Here is a 24127-nt window from a genome sequence, read left to right on the forward strand (position 1 = left end):
GCCCGCTTGCCTGGATCAGATGCGGAACGCGCTGACCGCGGCCGCCAGGTGCTGGGCCTGCTGTTGCAGCGATTGCGCCGCGGCCGCTGCCTGCTCGACCAGGGCCGCGTTCTGCTGGGTGCTTTCGTCCATTTGCGCGATGGCGCGGTTGATCTGGTCGATGCCTTCGCTTTGCTCGCGGCTGGCGGTGGAGATTTCGCTGATGACGGTGGAGACGCGCCGCACGCTGGCCACGACATCGCCCATGGTGGCGCCGGCCTGTTGCACCAGTTTGCCGCCGCTGCCTACCGTTTCGACCGAGGCGTCGATCAGTTCCTTGATCTCGCGGGCGGCGGTGGCGCTGCGTTGCGCCAGCGTGCGCACTTCGGTGGCGACCACCGCGAAGCCGCGCCCCTGCTCGCCGGCGCGCGCCGCTTCCACGGCGGCGTTCAAGGCCAGGATGTTGGTCTGGAAAGCGATGCCGTCGATCACGCTGATGATGTCGACGATCCGCTGCGAGGAGGCATTGATGGCATCCATGGTGTTGACTACCTGGCCGACCACCTCGCCGCCCTGGCTGGCGACGCTCGATGCCGAACCCGACAACTGGTCGGCTTCCACCGCGTTGGCGGCGTTTTGCTTGACGGTGGAGGTCAGCTCTTCCATGGCCGATGCGGTTTCTTCCAGGGCGCCGGCCTGCTGTTCGGTGCGGGCGGACAGGTTGAGGTTGCCGGCCGCGATCTCGCTGGCGGCGGTGTTGATTTCCTCGGTGCCGGAACGCACGCTGGCCACCACTGCCGACAAGCCTTCGCTGATGCCGTTGAAGGCGCGCATCAGGCGGCCGATCTCGTCGCTGCGCACAACGTGCAGGCGGGTTGTCAGGTCGCCGCCGGCGATACGGTCGGCGGCCTGGCATACCGCGTCCAGCGGGCGCGAGACCATGCGCCGCACCACCAGGCTCAGGATCAGGCCCAGGATCGCCAAAAACAGCAGGCCGCCGCCGATATAGAGCTTGCGCATCGTATCGACTTCGCGCGTGAGCTCGTCGACATAGGCTTCGCCGGCGATCACCCAGTTCCAGCCCGGGTAACGGGCGAGGGCGATGATTTTCTTGCGGCCGTCGAGAGCGGTGTAATGCTGCGCGCCTTCCTGGCGTTCCAGCATGGCCTTGATATAGCCATTGCCCGCGGCGTCCTTCAGCTCGAGCAGGCTGGCGCCTTCTTCCTTGCCTTCGCGCGGGGCGCCGGCAATCATCGTGCCCAGCTCCTTGCCTTCCTTGCCGTTGAGCACATAGAAGAAACCGGTGTCGCCGATCCTGAGCGCCTTGATCTGGTCCTTGAGCGCCTTGATGTCGGGCGAGATGTCGATGCCCACGTACAGCACCCCGATGATCTGGCCGGCCGCATCCTTGACCGGCACGTACTTGGTGATGTATTGCTTGCCGAACAACGTGGCCAGGCCGCTGTAGGCCTTGTCGGCCTTGAGCGCCGCATAGCCGGGGTGGGCGCGGTCGAGCAGGGTGCCGATGGCGCGCTCGCCGTTTTCTTTTTTCAGGGAAGTCGACACGCGCACGAAATCGTCGCCGGTCTTGGCGAAGATGGTGGCGGTGACACCGGTTTCTGCGGTGAAGCGGTCGGGAATGGTGAAGTCGAGATTGAGGTCGTGGCCATCGTTTTGCAGTGCCGGCGTGGCGCGGTCGCCGATCTGGATGGTGCGGCCTTCGTCGAGCGTGAATTTGCCCGCGAACTCATTGCCGAACATGGCGGAAAAACGGTCGACCTGGCTGGTGACCGTATGGTCGAACATGCCGACCATGTGCGATACGCTGCGCGCCTCGTTGGACATTTGCTCGAGCGAGCGCTGCTCGACCATGCGCGAGGCCGAGTAGGTGATGAGCATGAGCGCGATGATGAAGACGGCGCCGACCAGGGCTACCGTCAACGCGGTAAGTTTTGCGCCGACGGATCGGTTCAATATGGAGCTGCGGTGCGCCGGAGCGGAGGTATCGATGGGCATGGTGTTTTTGTTGTGAACCAAGAGAAATAGGACGTCGTGTCAACGCCGACCGGAGTGCCTTGCATCTCGCAATCGGTAACCCGTGAGCACCCTTTCAGGTGTGGTACAGCGCATCTGGAACTTGCCAGCCAGGCTCTGCGCCAGGCTGGCGGCAACACAGGAAGCGGCCAGGCTGTGGATCCTGGCGGTTACGTTTATGTCTCTGGATTTGCTGGGGAAGGCAGAAGTATATCGACAGGTTTTTGCTCTGTTTCAATTACTTTCGATGTTTGCGCCCACATTTTCCCGGCCTGTTGTTTTTCCGGCGATGAGATTATTTTTTTGATATCTTATCTTGTTATCGATACCGCGCAATCGATCGATTTCTTTTGCATCGGATGCCGCATTGCCTATCGGATCGGGCTGTTCCCTTATCGCGCCATGCGCGGCGGCGCATTGGTCGCGGCCGATCATGATTGCCTGCTGCAGTAGCTGCTTTTTCCCGCCATGAAATCGCGGATCCAGTTTTCCAGGCCATCGGGCGACAAGGGCCGCGAAAAATAATAACCCTGGGCCACATCGCAGCCTTGCCGGATCAACAACTCGTACTGTTCGGCGTCTTCCACTCCTTCGGCCACCACGGTCAGCTTCAGGCTTTCGCCGATGCGGATGACGGCATTGGTGAGCGCGCTCACGGCGCAATCCTTGGCCATGTCGCGCACGAAGCTCTGGTCCAGCTTCAGCTCGGAGACCGGCAGCTTGCGCAGGTAGCCCAGGCTGGAATAACCGGTGCCGAAATCGTCCATGGCCAGCGGCACGCCCAGCGCATCCACGGCGGCGATGGTCTGGTTGGTGCTGGGGTTGGTGTCCATCAGCACGGTTTCGGTGATCTCGATGGTCAGGTCGGACGGCGACAGCGCGTAACGCTGCAAGAGGTCGGTCAGGAATTGCGGCAATTCCAGGTCATGGAAGTTGGTGGCGGAGAGGTTGACCGAGACCGATGGCACCTTGATGCCGCGCCGGCGCCAGTCGGAGAGCTGGAAGCAGGCCTCCTCCAGTGCCCATTTGCCCAGTTCGCCGATCAGGCCGCATTCCTCGGCAATCGGAATGAAGCGCCCCGGCGAGACGTTGCCCAGTTGCGGATGCTGCCAGCGCGCCAGCGCTTCCACGCCGTGCAGGCGGTTGTCCTGCAGATGAATCTGCGGCTGGTAATGCAGTTCGAAGTCGCCGCCGCGCAAGGCGTCGCGCAAGGCGCTTTCCAGCGCCAGGCGCTCTTGCGCCAGGCTGTTCATTTCGTCGCTGAAAAAGCTGTGGCGGCCGCGATTGATGGATTTGGCCTGGTACATCGCGATGTCGGCGCGGTGCAGCAGGGTCTCGATGTCGTTGCCGTTGGCGGGGAACATCGCCACCCCGATGCTGGCCGACGGATTGAGCAGCGTGCCGTTGATGTGGCAGGGTTCGGACAATTGTTCCTGGACGCGCTTGACGACCTCGGCCAGATGGTTGGCGTCGTATTGCGTGAGCACCACCACGAACTCGTCGCCGGACAGCCGGCCGACGATGTCGGAACGCCGCGCCTGCGACTGCAGCCGGGTGGCTACCGTGCGCAACAGTTCGTCGCCGGCCTGGTGGCCGAGCGAATCGTTGACCTGCTTGAAGCGGTCGAGGTCGATGAACATCACCGCTACCGTGCTGCGGCTGCGTTCGGCGGCGGCGATCGCCTGCCCGGCCTGGACCAGCAGCAGGCTGCGGTTGGGCAGGCCGGTCAGCGAGTCGTAGAAGGCTAACTGGTGGATGCGCGCGCGCGAGGCTTCGCGCTCGATGGCCAGCGCGCACAGGTGCAGGCCGGCATCCACCAGCAGCTGGTGGAAGGCGCTGGGCGCATCGCGGGGTTCGCGGTAATAGAAGGCGAAGGTGCCGATGACCTTGCCGTCGGACGATTTGACCGGCGTCGACCAGCAGGCGCGCAACCCGTTCGGCAAGGCCAGGTGCTTATAGGCGGCCCAGCGCGGGTCGGTCTCGATATCGGCGCACATGACCGGTTCGCCGAGGAACGCGGCGGTGCCGCAGGCGCCGGCGTCCGGGCCGGCCGGGATGCCGTCCAGCGCGCGGTTATACGACTCCGGCAGGCTGGGGCCGGCCAGGGTATGCAGCAGGCCCTGCTCGTCGACCCGCAGGATGGAGGCGACCACTTCCGGCGCCACCCGCTCGACTTCTTCGCACAGCAGGTTCATCTGCTCGGCCAGCGAGGAGTCGCGCGCCATGGCGTTGAGGACGCGGTATTGCAGCACTTCGTGCACCTTGGTGTTGGTGATGTCGGTCATCACGCATACCGCGTTGATCAGTTTTCCCGAAGGATCGAGGATCGGGTTGACCACGGCCGACATCCACAGCGGCTGGTCGTGCATGTCGTGGATCAGTTCTTCGGTATGGAAGCTGCGCCCTTGCAGCAGCTCGTCGTGGCAGCGTTCGATCGAGCGCACGAAGCTGGGGTGGTCGGCGAACAGTTCATGCGGCCGCTCCCCGATGACCTGCCGCGACTGGAAACCGAGCATGCGGGTGAAGCCGATGTTATGGAAGACGATGCGGTTCTGGTCGTCGGTGATGATGACGGCGTTGTCGGTCTCGTTGATGCCCAGCGAGAGCAGGTAGAGGTGTTCGCGGTCGCCGACTTCGCGCGTGACCCGGTAGGTGGCGTCGGCGCCGATGCAGATCACCTTCTCGGGTTGGCCGTGGGCGTCGAGCACCGGCGAGTAGGTGGCTTCCCACCATACTGCGCGCCCATTGCGCGCACGGCGCAGGAAGCGGCCGGAGAAGAAGCGGCCGTTGCAGACATCGCGCCAGAAGGCGGCGTATTCCGGGCTGTTGGCGTAGTCGTCGTAGCACAGCATGCGGTGCGGCTTGCCGACCAGTTCGTCGGCCAGGTATTCCATGGTCTTGAGGTAATTGCTGTTGGCATCGAGGATGATGCCGTCGGCCGACAGTTCGAGCACGCCCAGCGACCGGTTCAGGGCATTGAGCACGCTGTGGGTCTGGCGCGAATCATCGATATGGGCGGTGATGTCGGCCGCCACCGAGATCACTTTCTGCAACTGGCCGCGGTCGTCCAGGATGGGGCTGCAGATGGCCTCCAGCCAAAGCGTGGAGCCGTCGGCGCGGATGCGCTGCAGGGTGCCGGAAATGATCTGCCCGGCGCGCAGGTGTTGCCAGAATTGCTGGTAGTGCCCGGTGGTGATGTAGGTGGCGTCGCACAGCATGCTGTGGTGCCGGCCGACCAGTTCGTCCCGCCGGTAGCCGAGCAGGCGCAGGAAGTTGTCGTTGACGTCGAGCAGGGTGCCGTCGGCGGCGAATTCGAGCATTGCCATCGAGCGAGAAAGAGCGGCCAGCAGCGCATCCCGCTCGTCCCCCGACAAATGCCTGCGGTTCAATTCCCTGATGAACGGCTCATGGTCATGCATCCTCTTTATCCCCCTTTGGTATGGCGGAAACGACGCAGTCCTCGGTTGTGCGCCGTTGTGCTCGATGATATGCCGTTTTTTCCGGCCTGTCCCGCCGGGACTGGCCAGCGCGCAACCGGCGCCTTCGAAGGCGCTCGGGCGATAGGCTCGATGTTCTTTTGATCCGCGGTTTCATGCCGTGGCGGCTGGTTGCCCGGCATGCATGCCATGCCTGTTATCGGCCGGCGCCTGACTGTTCTGAAGAGCCCGTGTTGATTTGTGAGTATTGCGCCACATGGCGCGGGCGGCGCTTGCCCGATTCGATGCAATGTAGTCCGAAAACAGGGGAAACGATGGTGTATGATGGCCCGTCGTGATGAGGCCATTACTCGCCATCGGGCAGTGTTGTCATCAGGGAAATGCGGGCTGCCCATGCGGGCAGGCCCCAGGGCCGTGCGGCACGGGAGCCGACTGGCGATGTAATCGGGACGATGGGGCTTATGGATTATCTGCAGTTGCTGGACGTGCTGGTCCACGTCGATAAATACCTTGGTGTTCTGATTGAGCAGTACGGCACCTTGATTTATGCGGTGCTTTTTCTGATCGTCTTCTGTGAAACCGGCCTGGTGGTGCTGCCATTCCTGCCGGGCGATTCGCTGTTGTTCATCGCCGGCACCTTCTGCGCCACCGGCGCCATGAATATCTGGGTCCTGATGGTCTTGCTGGTGGTGGCGGCCGTTTCCGGCAACACCCTCAATTACTGGATAGGTTCGCTGGTGGGGCACCGGGTCTATACCCACAATTACCGCTGGCTCAATCCCGAGGCGCTGCGAAAAACCCATTCCTTCTACGAGAAACACGGCGGCAAGACCATCGTGATCGCCCGTTTTACCCCGATCGTCCGTACTTTCGCCCCATTCATCGCCGGCGTGTCGGCCATGACCTTCGCCAAATTCCAGCTGTTCAACATCCTGGGCGCGTTCTTGTGGGTGGTCAGCCTGGTCGTGCTGGGTTATTTGTTCGGCAATATCCCGCTGGTGCAGCAGAACCTGAATTGCCTGGTCCTCATCGGCATCGTCGGCGCCATCATTCCCATCGTGCTGGGCGCCTTGTGGCAGGTCTGGCGCAAGCTGCGCGGCAAGCGCAAGGTCAGCAACGCCTGACGGCATTCCTGTCCCTGTTTCCGGACATATGAAAAACCCCGGTACTGCGATGCAGGCCGGGGTTTTTGCTTGAGGCAGGCCGGAATCAGGTCAGCTTGTTCTTGGCCAGCGGCGGGTTCTTGGCGAAATACTTGCGGATGCCGGTCAGGATGGCGTCGGCCATCTGCTCCTGGTAACGCTCGTCGGTCAGCTTGGCTTCTTCTTCCGGGTTGGAGATGAAGGCCGTCTCGATCAGGATGCTGGGAATGTCCGGCGCCTTGAGCACGGCGAAGCCGGCCTGTTCCACCGCGCCTTTGTGCAGGCGGTTGATGCCGCCGATTTCCTTCAACACCGCATTGCCCACGCGCAGGCTGTCGTTGATCTGGGCCGTGGTGGACAAGTCCAGCAGCACGCTGGCCAGTTGGCGGTCATGGGTCTTGATGTTGACGCCGCCGATCAGGTCGGCCGAGTTTTCCTTGTTGGCCAGCCAGCGCGCCGCGGTGGAGCTGGCGCCTTTCTCGGACAGCGCAAACACCGAGGAGCCGCGCGCGGTAGGCTGCACGAAGGCGTCGGCGTGGATCGAGACGAACAGGTCGGCCTGCACCTTGCGCGCCTTGATCACGCGCTGGCCCAGCGGCACGAAGAAGTCGGCGTCGCGGGTGAGCATCACGCGCATGTTGGGGTATTGCTCGATCTTGCGTTTGAGGCGCTTGGCGATGGACAGCACCACGTCCTTCTCGCGGTTGCCGCGCGCGCCGGTGGCGCCGGGATCCTCGCCGCCGTGGCCGGGGTCGAGCGCGATGGTGATCATGCGCGTGAGCTGCATGCGCGGCTCGTCCGGCGCCGGCTTGGGATGCTTTTCGGGCTGTTCCTCCGGCTGCGGCCTGGCTTGCGCCAGCGGCGCCGGATCGGGTTGCGCCGGTATCTGGGCCTGGGCGGAGTCGCGCGGGGCGTCCTTGAACCAGTCGCCCTTCTGGATCAGCGCCGCGATGGGGTCCGGCGGGTTGGCCGGATAGAGGTCGATCACGAAGCGGTATTTGTATTCGCCCACCGGCGCCAGCGTAAACACCTGCGGCTTGATTTCATCCTTCAGGTCGAACACCAAGCGCACCACGCTCGGGCGGTTCTGGCCCACGCGCACCTGCTTGATGTACGGGTCGTTGGGCTGGATCTTGGCCACCAGGTCCTTGAGGGTGCCGTTCAGGTCGATGCCTTCGATATCGACCACCAGGCGTTCCGGATCCTTCACCACGAAGTGGGTGACCTTGAGGTCGCTGTCGTTCTCCAGCGTCACGCGGGTGTAATCCTCGGACGGCCACACGCGCACGGCCAGGATCTGCGAAGCGCAGGCGGGCAGCGGGGTGACGACGGAGACGAAGAGGACGCCGCCTGCTTTGAGGATGGTGCGGCGGCTTTTGGACTTTACAGGTTCGGAGCGAATTTCAGTCGAGCGAGGCATTGATGACCTTTGTCAGACAACGCACGTAATTCTACATCACGCCCGTGCTGTGCGATCATCAGGCTGATGTGAATGTCCGGCGGCGGCAACACTGTTTCCCCCTTTTCTGGCCATTCGACGATACAGACGGTGTTTTCGTTGAAATGTTCACGGAATCCGGCGTCGAGGAACTCCTCCGGGCTGGCCATCCGGTAGAGATCGAAGTGGATGACTGTTACCATGCGCTCTGCGATCTTGACCTCATAGGGCTCGGCCAGCGTATAGGTGGGACTCTTGACCCGCCCCTGGTGGCCCGCCGCATGCAGCAGCGCGCGGGTGAGCGCCGTCTTGCCCGCGCCCAGGTCGCCATGCAGGTACAGCGTCAGGCCGGGCGCCAGCGCGCCGGCCAGGCCCGCGCCCAGCCGGGCGGTGGCGGCTTCGTCGGGCAGGTGAAGGTGAAGATGCTGCATGCTCTTATTTCCGATTGATTGTTTTTCTGGCTCATGACCGACTTAGCCGCACTTGCCATTGCCATCAAATCCTGGGGCCGCGAACTCGGGTTTGCCGAGGTGCGCATCGCCGACGTCGATCTGTCGCATCGCGAAGCCGGCTTCCAGGCCTGGCTGGACAAGGGTTACCACGGCGAGATGGATTATATGGCAAGCCACGGCATGAAGCGGGCGCGTCCGGCCGAACTGGTGCCGGGCACGGTGCGGGCGGTCAGCGTGCGCATGCCCTACCTGCCGGCGCCCCGGCCAGGCGAAGACGAAGATTGGCGCGCCCGGGAAGAGGCCCGCGGCGCCGACCCGGCGGCGGCCCAGGTTTCCATCTACGCCCGCGGCCGCGACTACCATAAGGTCCTGCGTGCGCGCCTGCAGCAGCTGGCGACTCGCATCGAAGGCGAAATCGGCCCCTTCGGCTATCGCGTGTTCACCGATTCGGCGCCGGTCATGGAAGTGGCGCTGGCCGAAAAGGCCGGGCTCGGATGGCGCGGCAAGCATACGCTGCTGCTGCACCGGGAGGCCGGTTCCATGTTCTTCCTCGGCGAGATGCTGACCGATCTGCCGTTGCCGGTGGACGCGCCGGTCACGCCGCATTGCGGCCAGTGCAGCGCCTGCATCGATGTCTGCCCGACCCAGGCCATCGTCGCGCCGTATGAGCTGGACGCGCGGCGCTGCATCTCTTACCTCACCATCGAACTCAAGGGCAGCATCCCGCTGGAGTTGCGTCCGCTGATCGGCAACCGCATCTACGGTTGCGACGACTGCCAGCTCTACTGCCCCTGGAACAAGTTCGCCCAGCGCGCCAGCCTGCCGGACTTCGATCCGCGCCACGGCCTTGACCAGGCCGCCCTGGTGGAGCTGTTCGCCTGGAGCGAGGAAGAATTCCTGAAAAACACCGAAGGCAGCGCGATCCGCCGCATCGGCCATGAGCGCTGGCTGCGCAATCTTGCCGTCGGCTTGGGCAATGCCGCCGCATCATCCGTCGCCAAAGGCGATGCCGGCATCGTGGCTGCGTTGCAGGCACGCCAGGCGCATCCGTCGGCGCTGGTGCGCGAGCATGTGGCATGGGCGCTGCAAAGGCATGGCCTGGAAGGCGCAGCGGACTGAGGCCTCAGGACACCAGCATCAGCCAGAACGGGATGGTGGCCGCCGACACCAGCGTGCCCAAGGAAATCAGGAAGGCCGTGGCCGGCCCGTTGCCGCCCATGCGGGTGGCCAGGATGTAGGCGCTGGAAGCGGTCGGCAGCGCGCAGAACAGCACCACGATCTGCCATTGCAGCACCGGCAGCTGCAACTGGCGTCCGATGAAGAACGCCGCCGCCGGCACCGCCAGCAGTTTGATGGCGAGCAGCCACGCCACCATCAGTTTGCTTTCCTTGAGCCCCGATAGCCTGAGCCCCGCGCCTACCATCAGCAGCCCCAGCGCGATCGACGCGCTGCCCAGGCGCGACAGCACCACCCCGGCCACTTCGGGCAGCTGCAGCCCGGCGGCGGAAAACAGCAGTCCGGCGGCGGTGGCGATCAGCAACGGATTCTTCGCCAGCTCGCGCAGCAGGTTGCCGCTCTTGTGCGCCAGCGCATGCACCGCCGCCGCATTGCATAGCGGCACGCCGAAGCCCAGCAGCATGGCCATCAGCCCGGCGCCTTCTTCCCCGGCCATGCGGGTGGCCAGGGCCAGGGCGATATAGGAATTGAAGCGATAGGCGGTCTGCATGCCGGACTCGTAGGTCATCGGCGTGGCCTTGATGAAAGGCTTGCCCAGCCAGGTCAGCGCGATGCCCAGCAGCAGCGCCAGCATGCCGGTCTGCAGCAGGCCGCCGGTGGCCGACAGGTCCAGCTTCAGGCGCGCGGTGGAATAAAACAGCAGGGCGGGGAACAGCAGGAAATAGACCAGTTTTTCCAGCCCGGCCCAGAAGTGCTCGCCCCAGTTGGTGATGCGGTAGACCAGCACGCCCAGCGCGATCAGGCTGAAGTCGGGCAGCAGGAGATTGAGGATATTCATGACACGGTCCGAGCGCGGTTACTTCAGCAGGCGCGCCAGCTCGACCGCGGTCTTGACGTTCATCTTGTCGAAAATGTGCGCGCGGTGCACTTCCACCGTGCGCATGCTGATGCCCAGTTCATCGGCGATGACCTTGTTCATCTTGCCGGCCAGGATCAGGTTCAGGACTTCGCGTTCGCGCACCGACAGGCCGGCCAGGCGGACTTGTACCGCATCTTCCTCGCCGGCCGCGCACGAGCTTTGCAGCGCTTGCAGCACGCGGTCCATCAGCTGGTTGTCGTTGAAGGGTTTTTCGAAGAAGTCGAAGGCGCCGTTCTTGAGCATGTCGACCGCCATGGGCACATCGCCGTGGCCGGTCAGGACGATCACCGGCCGCCGCCGCGCCAGGCCCTTGGCGGCGAGTTCGTTGAACAGCGCCACGCCGCTCATGTCGGGCATGCGCACGTCGAGCAGGATGCATTCGCCGGCGGGATCGAAGCCGGCGGCGCCTTCCAGCGCCGACAGCAGCGCTTGCGCGCTCTCGTAGCTGGCGGCGGCGATATTGCGCGAACGCGCCAGCCAGGTCAGCGAGTCGCGGATGATTTCTTCGTCGTCGACTATATGCAGCATCGGATTGGAACGGGCCGCGGCCATGTCTGGCGTGCGGCTTGCGTCAGTCTCTTCCCGGTTGTTTTTAGTAGGTCCCGCTTTGCGCGGGCAGCGAAAACCGGAAGATTGTACCGCCTGCCGGGTTGTTGGTGTACGTCAGCGTGCCGCCGTGGAATTCGATGGTGGTGCGGCAGATGTTGAGGCCCATGCCCATGCCTTCGGCCTTGGTCGAGAAAAACGGCGAAAACAGGCGCGCCGCCACGTCTTCCGGGATGCCGTGGCCCTGGTCGATCACCGACACCACCACCGACTCCGCGCTGGCCGGGCTGCGGTCGATTTCGGCCACGATGCGCAGGATGCGGCGTTCCGGCGGCGCTCCGGCCATGGCCTGGATGCCGTTGCGGGTCAGGTTCAGGATCACTTGCTCCAGCAGCACCTGGTCGCCCGATACCGCGGGCAGGTTGGGCGGCACATGGGTTTGCAGCACCACGAAAAATTGCTGCGCCTGCAATTCCACCAGCGGCGTGACGTTGTCGATCAACTGCCCGATCCGCAACGGCTGGCGCGCCGGTTCCCGTTTCTTGACGAACTGGTGCACGCTGCGGATCACGTGGCCGGCGCGTTGCGCCTGCGCGTGGATCTTTTCCAGCGCCGGCTGCAGCGCCGCGGGATCGGCATTGCCTTGCTGCATCATGTTGAGCGCGCCGGTGGTGAAGCTGGAAATGGCCGCCAGCGGCTGGTTCAATTCGTGCGCCAGCGTGGAGGCGATCTCGCCCATGCTGGCCAGGCGCGCGCTGGCTTGCAGCTTTTCTTCCTGGGTGCGGTTCAGGTCTTCGGCGCGCTTGCGTTCGGAGACATCGAGGATGGAACCCATCCAGCCGGTCTGCTTGCCGTTCTGGTCCACCAGCGGCGACTCGAAGATCAGCACCGGAAAGCGTTCGCCGTCGTTGCGCTGGAAGATGGTTTCGAACTGCGGCGTGATGCGTCCGGCCAGCACGTTGGAAAAGCGCTCCTGGTATTCGTCCATCGCCTCCGGCGCCCAGTAGGGCATGGGCGGGATCTTGCCCACCAGCTCCTCGGCCGGGATGCCGACCATCTTGCAGAAGGCCGGGTTGACGTAGGTGATGCGGCCCTGCAGGTCGCGCGCGCGCATGCCGGTGACCAGCGAGTTTTCCATCGCGGCGCGGAAGGTGGCCTCATTCAACAGCGCGCCCTCGGCCTTGGTGCGGCGGTTGACGTCGCGCCACAGCGCCCACAGGCTCCACAGCAATCCCAGTGAGAGCACGATCACCGAACCCACCAGCAGGTTGGGCAGGAGTTTGGGCGCACTCTTGGTGCTGTTGGTGTGCAGCACCAGCGTCAGGCCGGGCAGCTCCAGTTCGCGCCGGTGGGTATAGACGTTCAGGCCCGGGCCGCCGGCGGTGCGGCGCGCCACCACGTTGTCGTCGGTGTCGGTGAGCGAGATTTCATTGTCCTGGGCGAACCACCACGGCACCATTTCGTTGAGGATGCGCGCCACCGCGTAGCTGGCCACCAGGCTGCCGATATAGTGGTTGTCGCGGAACATCGGCACGTGGTAGTCCATCAACGCCGGTTCGGCGATGCCGGGCGGCACGGCCGGCGGGCTGTACAGCGGACGGCGGATCTGGCGCGCGCGTTCGCCGGTCATGCGCGACGGGTCGGAAAGGTCGTCGCGGGTGATAGGGAAGTCGTCGGTGGACGCCACCGGCTTGCCGTCCGCGCCAAACCAGGTGACCCGGTAGAACTCGCGGTTATTGCGCAGCAGGGCGTTGAGGCGGCTGCGGAAATGGTCCTGGCGCAGGTGGCTGTTGATGATCTCGCGGGCGATGATGCGCATGCTTTCATCGTCGCGGCTCAACTGGAAACGGATCGCCTGTTCCACCCACAAGGAGTCGGCGATCAGTTGTTCCAGCCGCTCGCTGGCCTCCATCTGCTGCGCCTGGCGCGGCAGCCAGATCAGCGTGGTCAGGAACAGGAACACCAGCAGGATCGGGATCAGCCAGCGCATGGTGGCCTTGCGGCTGGGTTCGAGCAGCAGCGAAGCGGGCGTGGGCTGGGTGGCAATGGGCGGCGGCGGTTTCATGACGCCGCCAGTGTAGCCGCGCGCGCCGCCGGGCGCCAGCACTGTGCGGCGCAGCATGAAGGCGGGTTCGGCGGGAGATTGTGGTTTTCCACAGTTGCCCCGTTTTGGGGAGCTATGCAAAATCCGCAGGCCACTTGGGCTACGCGCTGCAAGTGCATAACAAAAATTCTTAAATTCCTAAATCAGGGGAGACGCAATGAAACTCAAATCCTTGCTGTTCGCGTTGTCGGCAGCCGCCATTGTCAGCAGCAGCGCCTTCGCGCAGCAGCCCATCATCATCAAGTTCAGCCACGTGGTGGCCAACGACACGCCCAAGGGCAAGGGCGCCGAGCGCTTCAAGGAACTGGCCGAGAAGGCTACCCACGGCCGCGTGAAGGTCGAGGTCTATCCGAACAGCACGCTGTACAAGGACAAGGAAGAACTGGAAGCGCTGCAACTGGGCGCGGTGCAGATGCTGGCGCCGTCGCTGGCCAAGTTCGGCCCGCTGGGCGTGAAGGAGTTCGAGGTGTTCGACCTGCCTTACATCTTCCCCAGCAAGGAAGTGCTGTACCGGGTGACCGAAGGCCCGATCGGCAAGGAACTGTTCAAGAAGCTGGAGCCCAAGGGCATTACCGGCCTGGCTTACTGGGACAATGGCTTCAAGGTGATGTCGGCCAACCGGCCGCTGCATAACCCGTCCGATTTCCGCGGCCTGAAGATGCGCATCCAGTCCTCCAAGGTGCTGGACGCGCAGATGCGCGCGCTGGGCGCCAATCCGCAGGTGCTGGCCTTCTCCGAGGTCTACCAGGCATTGCAGACCGGCGTGGTGGACGGCACCGAAAACCCGCCTTCGAACCTCTATACCCAGAAGATGCATGAAGTGCAGAAGCATGTGACCGTGTCGAACCACGGCTACCTGGGTTACGCGGTGATCGTCAACAAGAAGTTCTGGGATGGCTTGCCGTCCGACATCCGCACCCAGCTGGAAGGCGCGATGAAGGATGCCACCAAGTATGCCAACGCCATCGCGCAACAGGAAAACGATGCCGCCTTGGCCGCTGTCGAGAAGACCGGCAAGACCACCGTCTATCGCCTGACCGACAAGGAAAAGGCGGAATGGCGCAAGGTTCTCTTGCCGGTGCAAAAGCAAATGGAAATGCGCATCGACAAGAACCTGATCGAAGCCGTCAACAAGGAAGCGGCAGCATTGGGCCAGAGGTAATTCCCGCCACCGGCAACCGGGCGCGCGCCGTTGAGGCGCTCGCCCGCTAGCTTGCTGACAAGAAGAAATCAAACCACGCTCGATGGCCGGCGCCTCACGGCGCGCCGGCGGCATCGAAGCAGGAGACACCATGAAGTTTCTCGACCATCTTGAGGAATGGCTGATCGCCTTCCTGATGGCGGCGGCGACCGTCATCATCTTCGTGGCCGTGGTGCATCGTTATGCATCCGGCCTCGACATCCCCTGGCTGCAAGATCAACTGATCCAGATCAACATGAGCTGGGCCCAGGAGCTGTGCATCTACATGTTCGTGTGGATGGCCAAGTTCGGCGCCGCCTATGGCGTGCGCACCGGCATCCACGTCGGCGTCGACGTGCTGATCAATCGCCTCAACACCCCGTGGCGCAACAAGTTCGTGATCTTCGGCCTGCTCGCCGGAGCGCTGTTTACCGGTATCGTCGGCACCTTCGGCGCCGAGTTCGTCTACGACATCGCCCAGCATGACAGCACCTCCGAAGTGATGGAAGTGCCGATGTGGCTGGTCTATCTGGCGGTGCCGCTGGGCTCTTACCTGATGTGTTTCCGTTTCCTGCAGGTGGCATGGAATTTCTCCCGGACGGGCGAATTACCCAAGCACGACCACGCCTATGTCGAAGGCCTGGATGAAGAAGTCAAAGGAGAAAAGGCATGAACGCCCTCATCATCTTCGTCCTGCTGTTCGGCCTGATGCTGACCGGCATGCCGATCTCGATCTCGCTCGGCCTGACCGTCCTCACGTTCCTGTTCACCATGACCGATGTGCCGATCCAGTCGGTCGCATTGAAACTGTTTACCGGCATCGAGAAGTTCGAGATCATGGCCATCCCGTTCTTCATCCTAGCCGGCAATTTCCTCACGCACGGCGGCGTGGCCCGGCGCATGATCAACTTCGCCACGTCGATGGTCGGGCACTGGCATGGCGGGCTGGCGCTGGCCGGCGTGCTGGCTTGCGCGCTGTTCGCGGCGGTCTCGGGTTCGTCGCCGGCTACCGTGGTAGCCATCGGCTCCATCATTTTGCCGGCGATGGTCAGGCAAGGCTTCCCGAACCGCTTCGGCGCCGGCGTGATCACGACTTCGGGCGCGCTGGGCATCCTGATCCCGCCCTCCATCGTGATGGTGATGTATTCGGTCTCGACCAATACCTCGGTGGGCAAGCTGTTCATGGCCGGCGTGGTGCCGGGGCTGCTGCTGGCCTTCCTGCTGGGATTGACGACCTGGTTCCTGGCGCGCAAGAACAATTACCCGCGCCTGCCCAAGGCGAGCTGGAAGGAGCGCTTCGCCGCGTTCCGCAAAAGCGGCTGGGGCTTGTTCCTGATCGTGATCGTGATGGGCGGCATTTATACCGGCGTGTTCACGCCGACCGAAGCGGCGGCGATGGCCGCGGTATATGCCTTCATCATCGCCGTGTTCGTCTACAAGGACATGAGCCTCAAGCAAGTGCCCAAGGTGCTGCTGGACTCGGCCTCGATGTCGGCCATGCTGCTCTACATCATCACCAACGCGGTGCTGTTCTCATTCCTGGTCACCAGCGAGAACATCCCGCAATCGATGGCAGCCTGGATCACCGACTCCGGCCTGGGACCGATCACCTTCCTGCTGGTGGTGAATGTCCTGCTGCTGCTGGCCGGTAACGTGATGGAGCCTTCCTCGATCGTGCTGATCATGGCGCCGATCCTGTTCCCGGTGGCGATGAAGCTGGGCATCGACCCGGTGCACTTCGGCATCCTGATCGTGGTCAACATGGAAGTCGGCATGTGCCATCCGCCGGTGGGGCTGAACTTGTACGTGGCCTCGGGCATCACCAAGATGGGCATCACCGAACTGACCATCGCGGTCATGCCGTGGCTGTTGACCATGCTGGGATTCCTGGCGTTGGTCACGTACTGGCCGGCACTGTCGCTGTGGCTGCCCAACCTGGTATTTAACTGATGCAGGCATGACGAAAGGGGCGTCGCTGACAAGCGCCGCTCCTTCGTCAGATGTCTGTTAAGTTGCCAAAAAGCATGTGTGAAATTCTCTCAAAAAGTGCTTTGAAAAGCGCCTTGAGTACTGTTAAAGTGCGTGCTTTGCTGAACCGTCAGGCGGTGCTTGGCAGCTTCGGCAACCGGATATTCCAGTCTTTGTTGATGTTTTTTGTTGTGATGTGCAATGCCTCGCAGGGCCAGCTTTTCCGATACATCGGAAAGCGGCGTCGGGGCTGACCGAATGTAAGCGGGTGGTGCATAACAAACGGTATAGATACCGAGGAAACTGAGGAGACGTGCATTCGATTGAGCTGTCTTAACAGCCGGGAATGCATCAGGAGTTTTTGAAGGCGCATCGTTGATGCGCCTTTTTCTTTTTGTGCCTTGTTGTGTCCTTGTTTGCTTGCGTTCCTGCCGGCTAGCCCAGCACGCGCATTCCGTGGGGCGTCATGATGGCGGCGGTCAGTGTCGCCGTCTGGGCCGCATGCAGGGCAATCCTTTGGTCGTCCAGCCCGATGGCATGCAGCGAGGCCGACAAGGCGTCTGCCTGCGGGTGGTGCGCTTGCAGCGTCGCCAGCCGGCAACCGAGGTCGGGCAAGGCGGCCGCCGGATGCGGCTGGCTTTGCCACTGGATCAGTGACGGCAACAGGCCGTCGCATTGCAGGCGGCCGTCGGCGGCGATGGTGATCAGCCAGTGCAGCGCGCCCCGGCTCATTTCTTCGACGATGCCGGGTTTGAGCGGCATGGCTTGCAACGCCGCATGGATATCGCCGGTGCGCGCCACCCAGTGCGCCAGGCGTGGCGCGGCATCGCCTGCCAGCGCGTCGAGGCCGAACCAGCGGGGACGCGACGGCGCCCGTGCCAGCGGATCGATGGCGATCACTTCGAGATAGAACCCGGGGCCCAGCGACATGAGCGCATTATGCGTGCCCAGGCGTATATGTTCGCCGCCGATGCGCGGCGCCATGCTCAGCCCCAGCTTTTGTTCTACCCAAGCCATGCCTTGTTCCAGCGAGGCGGCAGTCACTACCAGGTGGTCGGGTTCGCTGCGCAGGGGGCTTGCGGTCATCGGGGGGCTCCATTGGATTGTTGCCGGGCCGGCAGAAACGGCGATGGTATCAAGCCGCATCGCCGATTGCCAGGAGCGCATCGCGCGCCGATCGATGAAATGAGTTCTAAAATAGCGCAGCATCGTTGCCAACCGACTTCCATCATGAAGACATCTGCTCCCGCCACCCAGCTCGCCGACCTGTTCGCCGCCGTCATCCACACGCCGTTCGGCGGCATGGGCATCCGCACCGAAGCGGGCGTGGTGCGCGAGATAGTCTACCTGCCGCGCCATTTCGCCGAAAAGGAAGCCACCGATGCGCTGGCGGCCAAGGCCGCCAAGCAGATCGCGCGCTACCTGAAGGATCCCGAATTCCGCTTCAAGCTGCCGCTGGCCGATGCCGGCAGCCCATTCCAGAAGCGCGTCTGGCATGCCATTGCGGAAATCCCCAGCGGGCAGGTGCTGACCTATGGCGACATCGCGCGCCGCATCAAGTCGGCGCCGCGCGCCGTCGGGCAGGCTTGCGGCGCCAACTGGTATCCGCTGGTCGTGCCTTGCCACCGCGTGACGGCGGCGGGCGGGCTGGGCGGCTTTTCGCATCATGACGATGTCGACAGCTTTTATCTCAACGTCAAGCGCTGGCTGCTCAGGCACGAAGGCGTCACAGGATACTGACCGATGGGACGCACCGACCCCAAGATCGAGGCGCCGCCCGAGAGCAGCGCAGCGATCGATGAATTTTGCGACAGCCTGTGGCTGGAGGATGGCTTGTCGAAGAACACGCTGGAAGCCTACCGGCGCGATATGACCCTGTACGCGCATTGGCTCGGCCAGGAGCGCGCCAAGTCGCTGTACGCCACCCAGCCGGACGACCTCAACGCCTATTTCGCCGCGCGCCACGCCGAGAGCAAGGCCAGTTCTTCCAACCGCAGGCTGGCGGTGCTCAAGCGTTTCTTCCAGCTGGCGCTGCGCAACAACCGCATCAACGCCGATCCTTGCCTCAAGCTGCGTTCGGCCAAGCAGCCGCAGCGCTTTCCCAAGACCCTGTCGGAAGGCCAGGTGGAGGCGCTGCTGGCCGCGCCCGACGTGTCGGCGCCATTGGGGTTGCGCGACCGCACCATGATCGAATTGATGTACGCCAGCGGCCTGCGGGTTTCCGAGCTGGTGCTGTTGAAGAGCATCGAAGTGGGTATGAACGAAGGCGTGCTGCGCGTGACCGGCAAGGGCGACAAGACGCGCCTGGTGCCGTTCGGCGAGGAAGCCGGTGCCTGGATCGCGCGCTACCTGGCCGAAGGCCGGCCGCAGATCATGCAGGGCCAGGTCGACGACGCGCTGTTCGTCACCGCGCGCGGCGGCCCGATGACGCGCCAGATGTTCTGGACCCTGATCAAGAAATATTCGCTGCAGGCCGGCATCACCGCGCGCCTGTCGCCGCACACGCTGCGCCACGCCTTCGCCACCCATTTGCTCAACCACGGCGCCGACCTGCGGGTGGTGCAGCTGCTGCTGGGCCATGCCGATATTTCCACTACCCAGATCTATACCCATGTGGCGCGCGAGCGCCTCAAGCAGTTGCATGCGCAACATCATCCGCGCGGATGAGCGCGGGGCAACGCGCCGGGGGCGCGCAATATGCCGTTCTTGCGGCATAATGTGCGCCCATGGCGGCGTTGCCGGACGATGTATGAAATCCCATGAGCTCCAGAAAAGAACATATCTCCGAGACCCCGGCCACGCAGTTCCTGCGCAAGCATGGCGTGGCCTTCAGCGAGCATCCTTACGACTATGAAGAGCATGGCGGCACATCGGTGTCGTCGCGCGAACTGGGCGTGGAAGAACACGCGGTGGTCAAGACGCTGGTGATGCAGGACGAGGCCGCCAAGCCGCTGCTGGTACTGATGCATGGCGACTGCAAGGTTTCCACCAAGAACCTGGCGCGCCAGATCGGCTGCAAGTCGGTCGAGCCCTGCAAGCCGGAGGTGGCCAACCGCCATTCGGGCTTCCTGATCGGCGGCACGTCGCCCTTCGGCACCCGCAAGGCGATGCCGGTGTATGTCGAGTCGACCATCCTCGATCTCGGCAAGATCTATATCAACGGCGGACGGCGCGGTTTCCTGGTCGGCATCGATCCGGCCGCGATCCTCAAGGTATTGCCCGCCAAGCCGGTGCAGTGTGCGCTGCCGGACTAGCGCGCCGCACGCCCAACAACCGATAACGACAAGAACCACCTGAAAGACTTTTCATCCATGTACAACATCCTTTTCGCCATTGCCGCCTACCTGATCGGTTCGCTTTCCTTCGCGGTGGTCGTCTCCAAGCTGTTCGGCCTGGCCGATCCGCGCACTTACGGTTCCAAGAACCCCGGCGCCACCAACGTGCTGCGCAGCGGCAACAAGAAGGCCGCGGCGCTGACGTTGATTGGCGATGGCTTCAAGGGCTGGCTGGCGGTATGGCTGGCGCAACGGTTCGGCCCGCAATTCGGCGTCGACGACGCCGGCCTGGCGCTGGTGACGCTGGCCGTGTTCCTGGGCCACCTGTGGCCGGTGTTCTTCCGCTTCGTCGGCGGCAAGGGGGTGGCGACGGCGCTGGGCATCCTGCTGGCGCTGAACGTCTGGCTGGGGCTGGCCACGCTGGCGACCTGGCTGGTGATCGCCTATGCGTTCCGCTATTCCTCGCTGGCGGCACTGGTGGCGGCATTGTTCGCGCCGTTCTACTACGGCCTGCTGTTCGGCAGCACCGACGGCATCCTGCTGGCGGTGGTGGCGATGAGCGCATTGCTGATCTACCGCCATCGCAAGAACATCGGCAACCTGCTGGCGGGCAAGGAAAGCCGGATCGGCGACAAGAAGAAAGCGGCGAAGTAGCCGGCAAGCGATAGCGCGCAGCAAATGAAAAGGGCCGTGAAAACGGTAATGCCGTTCAGTTAAGCGCTGAACGGCATTTTTGTTTATGGAGTTCAGACTCCGTTCGCCCTGAGTGGCTGCGCAGCAACGTATCGAAGGGCAGGCGAGGCGGCTGATGCCGGCGCGCTGGCTTCGATACGGCCCTGGCGGGCCTATTCAGCCCGAACGGACTTCTGTGATGGGGGCCTCAGAATTAGCCTTAACTGAACGGCATTACCGTGAAAACGGCCTTTTTTCATGCTGCCTGCGGCGCCCGCAGTTCATCTAGCGGCCAGCGCGGGCGCACGCTGAAACCGTATTCCCGCTTGGCCGCATCCGGCTGCTCGCGCAGGCGCATGGCGCCGGCGAAGGCGATCATGGCGCCGTTGTCGGTGCAGAACTGCAGCTCGGGATAGAACACCTCGTAGCGGCGCCTGGCGGCCGCGGCGTCGAGCGCTTCGCGCAGTTGCCGGTTGGCGCCGACGCCGCCGGCGATCACCAGCCGTTTGAGCCCGGTTTGCTTCAGTGCCGCCATGCACTTGGCTACCAGCACCTCGACGATGGCGTCGACGAAGGCGCGCGCGATGTTGGCTTTGTCTTGTTCGCAGATATTGGTGTTGTGCCGCTTGACCACGGTCAGCACCGCCGTCTTCAGGCCGGAAAAGCTGAAGTCGAGGTTCTTGGCGTGCAGCATCGGGCGCGGCAGCTGGTATGCCGCCGGATCGCCGAACTCGGCCATGCGCGAGATTGCCGGGCCGCCGGGGTAACCCAGGCCGAGCAGCTTGGCCGATTTGTCGAAGGCTTCACCGGCGGCGTCGTCCAGCGTCTCGCCCAGCAGTTCATATCGGCCCACGCCATCGACCCGCATGAGTTGGGTATGGCCGCCCGAGACCAGCAGGGCGACGAATGGAAACGGCGGCGGCTTGCTGGCCAGCAGCGGCGACAGCAAGTGGCCCTCCAGATGGTGGATGCCCAGCACCGGCTTGTCCAGCGCCAGTCCCAGGCCGCAGGCGACCGAGGCCCCGACCAGGAGCGCGCCGGCCAGGCCCGGGCCCTGGGTGTAGGCGATGGCGTCGATGTCGTGCGCCGAGACGGCGGCCTCGGCCAGCGTTTGCTTCAACAGCGGAATGGCGCGGCGGATGTGGTCGCGCGAGGCCAGCTCCGGCACCACGCCGCCATACTCCTGGTGCATGGCGATCTGCGAGTGCAGGGCGTGCGCCAGCAGGCCGCGCTCGGTGTCGTACAGAGCCAGGCCGGTTTCGTCACAAGAGGATTCGACGCCGAGAACGATCATGGATGGAATATGGTGGTGCTGCCCGCATCCGCAAGGGCGCGGGGAAAGGCGGTATTGTAATGGAAAGCCCGTGTGCATGCGCTTGGGCGCTGCAGCGGCTGCGCCCGGACGGGGTTTTGGTGTACCCTTCGGCCATGCAAAACGACCAGATTCCCGCTTCCGCCGGCGCTGCCGGCGGGCAATCCCAGCCACCGTTGGCCGCCGCCCGTTTCATCAAGGAAATCGGCCGCGGCAAGGATGGCGCGCGCAGCTTGTCGCGTGACGATGCGCGCCTGATGTATGAAGCCATGCTCGACGGGCGCGTGTCCGACCTGGAGCTGGGTGCGATCCTGTTGGCCATGCGCGTCAAGGGCGAGGCGGTGGAAGAGATCGGCGGCTTCCTCGACGCGGCCGAAGCGTCGTTCCCGCCGCTTGCCGCGCCGTCGTCCGACTATGCGCCGGTGGTGCTGCCCAGCTATAACGGTTCGCGCAAGATGGCCAACCTGACGCCGCTGTTGTGCATGCTGCTGGTACGGCGCGGCGTGCCGGTGCTGATGCATGGGGTCACGCACGATCCGCAGCGGGTGACCAGCGCCGAGATCATCAGCGCCCTGGGCATCGCCCATGCAGCCTCGGCGGCAGAGGCCCAGGCCTTGATGGCGGCCGGCAAGCCGGCTTTCATTCCGATCCAGGCGCTGGCGCCGAAGATTTCCCGCCTGCTGGACATGCGCCGCATCCTCGGCGTGCGCAATTCGACGCATACGCTGGTGAAGATCATGCAGCCGTTTGCGGCGCCTGCGTTACGCCTGACGTCCTACACCCATCCCGAGTACCTGGACATGTTGTCCGACTACTTCGGCCATGCCGCCCCGCATGAACGCGGCGATGCCTTCCTGATGCGCGGCACCGAAGGCGAAACCGTTGCCAATGCGCGTCGCGCGCAGCGCATCGACTGGTTCAGCCGCGGCGTGAAGACGGTGCTGGTGGAAAAGCAGAGCGTGGCGGAAGACCTGCCGGACCTGCCCGAAGGGCGGGATGCCGAAACCACGGCCGCCTGGATCGCCGAGGTGCTGGATGGGCAACGTCCAGTGCCTGAATCGATTGCGGAGCAGGTCGAGCATTGCGTGCAAGTCGCCGCCGAAATCCGACAGCGCGGATGACTTGTCGCGCGATCTCCCATGCGGCCGGAATCGAGCGGGCCAGGACGCCCCGGCAACGGTAACAGAAGTCAACGGCAAAAGAAGCGCCGACAAGGCGGCCGGGCGGGAAACGGGAAATCAATGTGGGAAGATCCCTGTGCAAACCGAGATCTGGTGACCGGGAGGGGGAATAGCGTCGGAAGGCTGTTTCGGTCAGCTTTTGGTGCGGCGCCGGGTAACCGCTTTCAACGGCGTCGTTCCTTTGTCGGGGGCGTTATTGGCCACGGCCTGGGTAAACGCAAAGATCACCTCCTTGACGATCTTGCGCTGCGGCGCGGGGAGGTTGATGAAGGCCTCGAAGGCTTCGCGCTCGCGGTAACCGATGGCCTCTTCCCAGCGGGCGCGGCGCTTGTCGATGCGTTTGCCAATTTCTTCGCCGAAGCGCAGATGCTGGGGCGTGACGATCAGCCATTCGGCCAGCGTCTCCAGCTTGTCCTGCTTGGGCATCGATTCACCGAGCAGCCAGCGGCGCACGCCATGCAGCGTCATCGGTTTGCCCCAGTAACGCAGATTGAATTCCCTTTCCAGGACAGCGGGCTTGGGTTCGTATCCGGCTTGTTCCATCGAAGCGCGCAGGCGCTTGGCGAATTTTTGATTGGCGGTTTCCATGATTCGAAGTTACTTTGACGCAGCGTTTTCCGGGGTACGTTTGCGTTCCGAATGAGTTACGCAGCAAACGTGATTTACAATCACTGCCCTGATGGGGCCTGTTGCCGGTATCGTCGTCGGCGAGCGGCGGGGGTTCCCGGGCCGTCGGGGGATGTGCTGTCAGGAAGCTGGAAGAGCGCCATGTGTGTGTCTCCGGACAGGATCGCCGGCAATGCTTGCGGCGTTTCCTTGCAAGTGGCATACGTTGCACATGTCAGGTCATCAGTCTGCTTGGCGTACCCAATACGTTGTCGGCAATGACGCTGTCGGATGCGGTGTGGATCGCTACCATGACAGAGAAATTCCCGAGCGCAAACTGTTCATATAGTTATAGTCCAGTTTTAGAAAATTATCAGATTATTATTAGCGTTCATTTGGAGCGCATCTCGCCCCTGGCGATGAAACGGGTCTGATTTCCTGTGCTGGCGGCGCGGCATTCCGAACGGTTTCCCGCCTGCCGTCCGACAGCAGTAATTTTTGTGCAGAGCGGCTAGAATAGGGGCCTTCAGGGGGAGCGCCGCAATTGCGGCGCAGCATCATCGAGGCTTCGTTCTTCCCGAGGGGGAAGCGCTTTATGAAGCCGGTTCATGGACGGGGTTGGCGGATTCTCCTGCTGCAAGGCCCAGGCTGGATGAAACAAATCGAATAATCAAAGTAATCGGCAGCACCTTCGCAGTATCGTTTC

Annotated in this window: 22 protein-coding genes; 11 read left to right on the forward strand and 11 right to left on the reverse strand. The window is 63.5% G+C overall.

What is annotated here, in order from left to right; translation table 11 throughout:
- Positions 1 to 15 precede the first annotated feature (15 nt).
- From FB598_RS08270 to FB598_RS08280, 3 genes are all read right to left on the reverse strand, one after another.
- A complete protein-coding gene (locus FB598_RS08270) occupies positions 16 to 1995 on the reverse strand; it encodes a methyl-accepting chemotaxis protein (RefSeq protein ID WP_141913631.1) in 1980 nt (659 codons plus the stop codon).
- A 252-nt stretch (positions 1996 to 2247) separates the two neighbouring features.
- Positions 2248 to 2448, reverse strand: coding sequence for a hypothetical protein (locus FB598_RS08275; RefSeq protein WP_141913630.1), 201 nt, complete (start codon positions 2446 to 2448; stop codon positions 2248 to 2250).
- Positions 2445 to 5432: an EAL domain-containing protein gene (locus FB598_RS08280; RefSeq protein WP_141913629.1), complete on the reverse strand. Its 2988-nt coding sequence runs from the start codon at positions 5430 to 5432 to the stop codon at positions 2445 to 2447. Before FB598_RS08280 ends, FB598_RS08275 begins: the two co-directional genes overlap by 4 nt.
- 479 nt (positions 5433 to 5911) lie before the next feature.
- Here FB598_RS08280 and FB598_RS08285 point away from each other — a divergent pair, with 479 nt between their 5' ends.
- The gene (locus FB598_RS08285) at positions 5912 to 6574 is read left to right on the forward strand and encodes a VTT domain-containing protein (RefSeq protein ID WP_141913628.1); all 663 of its coding nucleotides are present in this window, start codon (positions 5912 to 5914) and stop codon (positions 6572 to 6574) included.
- Between the two features lie 85 nt (positions 6575 to 6659).
- Here FB598_RS08285 and FB598_RS08290 read toward each other — a convergent pair whose 3' ends face one another.
- Positions 6660 to 8012, reverse strand: a complete 1353-nt coding sequence (locus FB598_RS08290; RefSeq protein WP_141913627.1) for an N-acetylmuramoyl-L-alanine amidase — start codon at positions 8010 to 8012, stop codon at positions 6660 to 6662.
- A complete protein-coding gene (gene tsaE / locus FB598_RS08295) occupies positions 7976 to 8461 on the reverse strand; it encodes a tRNA (adenosine(37)-N6)-threonylcarbamoyltransferase complex ATPase subunit type 1 TsaE (protein WP_141913626.1) in 486 nt (161 codons plus the stop codon). Before tsaE ends, FB598_RS08290 begins: the two co-directional genes overlap by 37 nt.
- A gap of 33 nt (positions 8462 to 8494) precedes the next feature.
- Here tsaE and queG point away from each other — a divergent pair, with 33 nt between their 5' ends.
- Positions 8495 to 9601 carry a tRNA epoxyqueuosine(34) reductase QueG gene (gene queG, locus FB598_RS08300; RefSeq protein WP_141913625.1) on the forward strand — a complete coding sequence of 369 codons (1107 nt, stop codon included), beginning with the start codon at positions 8495 to 8497 and terminating at the stop codon, positions 9599 to 9601.
- 4 nt (positions 9602 to 9605) lie between these two features.
- Here the strand turns inward: queG and FB598_RS08305 are convergent, their stop codons facing one another.
- The 3 genes from FB598_RS08305 to FB598_RS08315 form a co-directional block, all read right to left on the reverse strand.
- Positions 9606 to 10496, reverse strand: a complete 891-nt coding sequence (locus FB598_RS08305) for an AEC family transporter (RefSeq protein WP_141913624.1) — start codon at positions 10494 to 10496, stop codon at positions 9606 to 9608.
- An 18-nt stretch (positions 10497 to 10514) separates the two neighbouring features.
- The gene (locus tag FB598_RS08310; protein WP_141914193.1) at positions 10515 to 11105 is read right to left on the reverse strand and encodes a response regulator transcription factor; all 591 of its coding nucleotides are present in this window, start codon (positions 11103 to 11105) and stop codon (positions 10515 to 10517) included.
- A gap of 64 nt (positions 11106 to 11169) precedes the next feature.
- Positions 11170 to 13188 carry a PAS domain S-box protein gene (locus FB598_RS08315; RefSeq protein ID WP_141914192.1) on the reverse strand — a complete coding sequence of 673 codons (2019 nt, stop codon included), beginning with the start codon at positions 13186 to 13188 and terminating at the stop codon, positions 11170 to 11172.
- A gap of 196 nt (positions 13189 to 13384) precedes the next feature.
- Here FB598_RS08315 and FB598_RS08320 point away from each other — a divergent pair, with 196 nt between their 5' ends.
- The 4 genes from FB598_RS08320 to FB598_RS08335 all read left to right on the forward strand — a co-directional run bounded on the left by FB598_RS08320 (position 13385) and on the right by FB598_RS08335 (position 16629).
- Positions 13385 to 14389: a TRAP transporter substrate-binding protein gene (locus FB598_RS08320; RefSeq protein ID WP_141913623.1), complete on the forward strand. Its 1005-nt coding sequence runs from the start codon at positions 13385 to 13387 to the stop codon at positions 14387 to 14389.
- Between the two features lie 130 nt (positions 14390 to 14519).
- Positions 14520 to 15080: a TRAP transporter small permease gene (locus FB598_RS08325; protein ID WP_141913622.1), complete on the forward strand. Its 561-nt coding sequence runs from the start codon at positions 14520 to 14522 to the stop codon at positions 15078 to 15080.
- Positions 15077 to 16357 (forward strand): TRAP transporter large permease, encoded by a 1281-nt coding sequence (locus FB598_RS08330; RefSeq protein ID WP_141913621.1) that lies wholly within the window; start codon positions 15077 to 15079, stop codon positions 16355 to 16357. The genes FB598_RS08325 and FB598_RS08330 overlap by 4 nt, the downstream gene beginning before the upstream one ends.
- Before the next feature lie 74 nt (positions 16358 to 16431).
- Positions 16432 to 16629, forward strand: a complete 198-nt coding sequence (locus tag FB598_RS08335; protein WP_141913620.1) for a hypothetical protein — start codon at positions 16432 to 16434, stop codon at positions 16627 to 16629.
- A gap of 181 nt (positions 16630 to 16810) precedes the next feature.
- Here FB598_RS08335 and FB598_RS08340 read toward each other — a convergent pair whose 3' ends face one another.
- Entirely contained in the window at positions 16811 to 17461 is a 651-nt protein-coding gene (locus FB598_RS08340) for a VOC family protein (protein WP_141913617.1), read from the reverse strand.
- Between the two features lie 144 nt (positions 17462 to 17605).
- Between FB598_RS08340 and FB598_RS08345 the strand changes: the two genes are divergently transcribed.
- The 4 genes from FB598_RS08345 to plsY all read left to right on the forward strand — a co-directional run bounded on the left by FB598_RS08345 (position 17606) and on the right by plsY (position 20304).
- The gene (locus FB598_RS08345; protein ID WP_141913615.1) at positions 17606 to 18115 is read left to right on the forward strand and encodes a methylated-DNA--[protein]-cysteine S-methyltransferase; all 510 of its coding nucleotides are present in this window, start codon (positions 17606 to 17608) and stop codon (positions 18113 to 18115) included.
- Between the two features lie 3 nt (positions 18116 to 18118).
- Complete coding sequence (gene xerD, locus FB598_RS08350) at positions 18119 to 19042, forward strand: site-specific tyrosine recombinase XerD (protein WP_141913614.1); 924 nt, start codon at positions 18119 to 18121, stop codon at positions 19040 to 19042.
- A gap of 92 nt (positions 19043 to 19134) precedes the next feature.
- The gene (locus FB598_RS08355; protein ID WP_141913613.1) at positions 19135 to 19629 is read left to right on the forward strand and encodes an aminoacyl-tRNA deacylase; all 495 of its coding nucleotides are present in this window, start codon (positions 19135 to 19137) and stop codon (positions 19627 to 19629) included.
- A gap of 57 nt (positions 19630 to 19686) precedes the next feature.
- Positions 19687 to 20304, forward strand: coding sequence for a glycerol-3-phosphate 1-O-acyltransferase PlsY (plsY, locus tag FB598_RS08360; protein WP_141913611.1), 618 nt, complete (start codon positions 19687 to 19689; stop codon positions 20302 to 20304).
- Positions 20305 to 20578: 274 nt separating this feature from the next.
- Here the strand turns inward: plsY and tsaD are convergent, their stop codons facing one another.
- Positions 20579 to 21616: a tRNA (adenosine(37)-N6)-threonylcarbamoyltransferase complex transferase subunit TsaD gene (tsaD, locus tag FB598_RS08365; RefSeq protein WP_141913609.1), complete on the reverse strand. Its 1038-nt coding sequence runs from the start codon at positions 21614 to 21616 to the stop codon at positions 20579 to 20581.
- A gap of 134 nt (positions 21617 to 21750) precedes the next feature.
- Here tsaD and ybiB point away from each other — a divergent pair, with 134 nt between their 5' ends.
- On the forward strand, positions 21751 to 22755 hold the full coding sequence (gene ybiB / locus FB598_RS08370) for a DNA-binding protein YbiB (protein ID WP_141913608.1): 1005 nt from the start codon (positions 21751 to 21753) through the stop codon (positions 22753 to 22755).
- Between the two features lie 192 nt (positions 22756 to 22947).
- Here ybiB and FB598_RS08375 read toward each other — a convergent pair whose 3' ends face one another.
- Entirely contained in the window at positions 22948 to 23403 is a 456-nt protein-coding gene (locus FB598_RS08375) for an XRE family transcriptional regulator (protein WP_141913607.1), read from the reverse strand.
- Positions 23404 to 24127: the final 724 nt, after the last annotated feature.

The organism is Herbaspirillum sp. SJZ106 (assembly GCF_006715495.1).
Classification (GTDB): Bacteria; Pseudomonadota; Gammaproteobacteria; order Burkholderiales; family Burkholderiaceae_D; genus Herbaspirillum.